Origin of the sequence: Thermoflexus sp. (assembly GCF_025055495.1) — a bacterium.
Lineage (GTDB): Bacteria > Chloroflexota > Anaerolineae > Thermoflexales > Thermoflexaceae > Thermoflexus.
Map to the genome: position 1 here is coordinate 1 of NZ_JANWXB010000076.1, position 2,961 is coordinate 2,961.

General features: G+C 61.3%; 2 protein-coding genes. One reads left to right on the plus strand and one right to left on the minus strand.

Translation table 11 applies throughout. The features are described from left to right. The first annotated feature begins 229 nt into the window (after nt 1-229). A complete protein-coding gene (locus tag NZM16_RS02785) occupies nt 230-1,483 on the plus strand; it encodes a cysteine desulfurase (RefSeq protein ID WP_295478387.1) in 1,254 nt (417 codons plus the stop codon). A gap of 362 nt (nt 1,484-1,845) precedes the next feature. Here NZM16_RS02785 and NZM16_RS02790 read toward each other — a convergent pair whose 3' ends face one another. After that, complete coding sequence (locus NZM16_RS02790) at nt 1,846-2,667, minus strand: hypothetical protein (protein ID WP_295478389.1); 822 nt, start codon at nt 2,665-2,667, stop codon at nt 1,846-1,848. Between the last annotated feature and the right edge of the window lie 294 nt (nt 2,668-2,961).

The following is a 2,961-nucleotide window of genomic DNA, read 5'->3' on the forward strand; positions in this document are numbered from 1 at the left end:
GGGGGGGCGTGGCCGCCTTGGGCGGCCCCGCCCACCCAAAATCCTTACGAAAACCTCGGGCAGTCTGCTGGAATCCACAGTATGAGTCTGTAAACCCAGGGGTTTGAGAGTAGTGGGGAGGATGGCCCCGCCCTCTGCCCCACTATCCCTATGCTCCCTATCCTCTCTCCTCGCAATTAGGTGAGTTGCGTTAAAATGATGGTCAGCGTAAAAACCCGCGGAGGGCCTCATGAAAAGCGTGGGGTTGCGAACTGAATTAAATGTCGAACGCATCCGGGCAGATTTCCCCATCCTCCACCAGGCCATCCACGGAAAACCCCTGGTCTTCCTGGACAGCGCGGCCAGCTCCCAGAAGCCGATCCCGGTGATCGAGGCGATGAATGAATACTACCGGACCACGCATGCCAACGTCCACCGGGGGGTCTATCAGTTGAGCGAGCAGGCCACCGCGCTTTACGAGGAGGCCCGGCGCAAGATCGCTGCCTTTATCGGCGCCGCCTCCCCCAAAGAGATCATCTTCACCCGCAACACCACCGAAGCGATCAACCTAGTGGCCTACGCCTGGGCCCGTCCGTTCCTCCGGGAAGGCGATGAGATCCTCCTCACGGAGATGGAGCATCACAGCAACCTGGTCCCCTGGTTCCTGGTCGCTCAGGAGAAAGGGCTTCGGATCCGTTACATTCCGATCACTGATGAGGGCCGCCTCCGGCTGGATCTCCTGGATACGCTGATCACCGAGCGAACCCGCCTGGTGGCGGTGACCATGATGTCGAATGTGTTGGGGACCATCAATCCGCTACGGCCGATCATTGAGAAGGCTCACGCGGTGGGGGCGATGGTGCTGATCGACGGAGCCCAGGGGGTGCCCCACATCCCGGTAAATGTCCAGGAGCTGGGAGGCGATTTCCTGGCTTTCTCCGGACACAAGATGTGCGGGCCCACCGGCATCGGCGTGCTGTGGGGACGTCGGGAGCTCCTGGAGGCTATGCCGCCCTTCCTGGGCGGTGGCGATATGATCCGCCGCGTCACCCTTGAAGGCGCCGAATGGAACGAGCTCCCCTACAAGTTCGAGGCCGGGACCCCCGCGATCGCGGAGGCGATCGGTCTGGGCGTGGCAGTGGATTACCTGAGCCGCATCGGTCTAGAGGCCATCCATCACCACGAGCAGATGCTGGTCACCTATGCGATGGAACGGCTGAGCGAGTTCCCGGGCATCCGGATCGTCGGCCCTCCCCCGGCGGAACGCGGCGGCGTGGTGGCCTTCGTTATGGATCGGGTGCATCCCCATGACATCGCCACCATCCTGGATCGAGAGGGGATCTGCATCCGAGCAGGCCATCATTGCGCGATGCCCTTGCATGAGCGCCTGGGGCTCACCGCCACCGCGCGGGCGAGCTTCTATCTCTACAACACGATTGAAGAGGTGGATCGACTGATCGAGGGGCTGGAGATCGTGCGAAAGACTTTTCACCGGGCAGGGTGAAATACTCCGCAAGCCCGGCGGAGCGCTTTCCTACCGCGGCCGTGTCGCCCTCTTAGAGCCAGGGAAGACCCATTATATGTAGGGCTTTATCCAGTTATAAACTGGGGATTTGAGGAACTGAAGCCAGTCCGGAAGGCAATGGCCTCCTCCCCCTTTCTCCCCCTCCCCACGGCCCTCTGGGCCGTGGGGAGGGGGAGAAAAAATCTTTCGGGGGGCAAAGGCCTCCCGCACTGCCTCCGAAAACCCTCAGTTCCCATCAAGAAAAAAGGCTGGCAGGCTATTCCTCCATCTTCCTGCCAGCCTCCCTGTCTCTCCGTCTCCCTGTCCTGAGAGAGGCCCACCGACCTTAGAAACGGTTCCGGTTAGGGGGATGGAATCCACTCAACGGGAGGCACCCGTTCTCCACGAGCCGAGAGCAGTCCGATCCTGTAAGTGCGCGCGGCCTCCTCGGCCCCTTCATCCAAGCGCATGCCAAAAGCGTAAACCAGATACGGCCCCTGGATCCCCGCTGAAGCGAGGCGCCTTCGGAAGCCTTCTGAGCGCATGCGATTGGCCCAATCCTCGATAGCGCGCCAGCTCTGGCGCACCTTGGCCTCTACGACCACCCACAAGATCTGCCCCTCCGCTTCCACAGGCACGACTACATCAATCTCGCCATCCAGCACTTTAAGGCGCGGTTCGTCCAGCAAACGATAGCCCTTCTCTCGCAAAACCACTCGCAAAATGCTTTCCGCCTCTTCTTCAACCGTTGCGCCAACAATCCGAGCCAGCCTCCCCACTTCGCTGCGCAATCCCTCCAGACCTCCAGCCAATCGCTGCACCTGCTCCTCCGTCCGCCGCTGCGCCTCCGCCAAACGCTCCACCGCCTCCTCCAACCGCTGCACCCGCTCCTCCGTCCGCCGCTGCGCCTCCGCTAGCTCGGCAAATCGTCGCTCTGTCTCGGCCCGATAAGCCGCAAACTCCTCATCGTGCCGCCGCTGCGCCTCCACGAGCTGCCGCACCTCTTCCTCGGTCTGTCGCTGGACCTCAGCCAACGCAGCGATCTTGGCCGCGAGATCACGCATAATCTCGGGCAGGGCAAGCAGCTCCTCAGACAGGATGAGCCGGCGTAACTCAACCCGCCACTCTGGATGCGCCTCGAGCAAACGCACCAGATCGCGGAATTCCTTCACGGTAAACGCCATAGCGCCTCACCAGCTTAAGGGATCTGATGCCTGTCAGGATTATTATATCGCATATCAAGCTGCCCCGTTTCGATCTCATGGCACCTTGCTATCGTGTGGATCCCCGTCACATGAGGAAAGCGAGGGAGGGCGATCCTTATGCAGCCCGGCGCAACTCAACCCGCCACTCTGGAGGGGCCTCGAGCAAACGCACCAGATCGCGGCATTCCTTCACGGTAAACGCCATAGCGCCGCACCAGCTTAAGGGATCTGAGGCCTGTCAGGAGTAGTATATCGCATATCAGGCTGCCCCGT

Coding starts and splice junctions, on each gene's coding strand:
- NZM16_RS02790 (WP_295478389.1), bottom strand. CDS start 2,667: ATGGCGTTTACCGTGAAGGAATTCCGCGATCTGGTGCGTTTGCTCGAG.
- NZM16_RS02785 (WP_295478387.1), top strand. CDS start 230: ATGAAAAGCGTGGGGTTGCGAACTGAATTAAATGTCGAACGCATCCGG.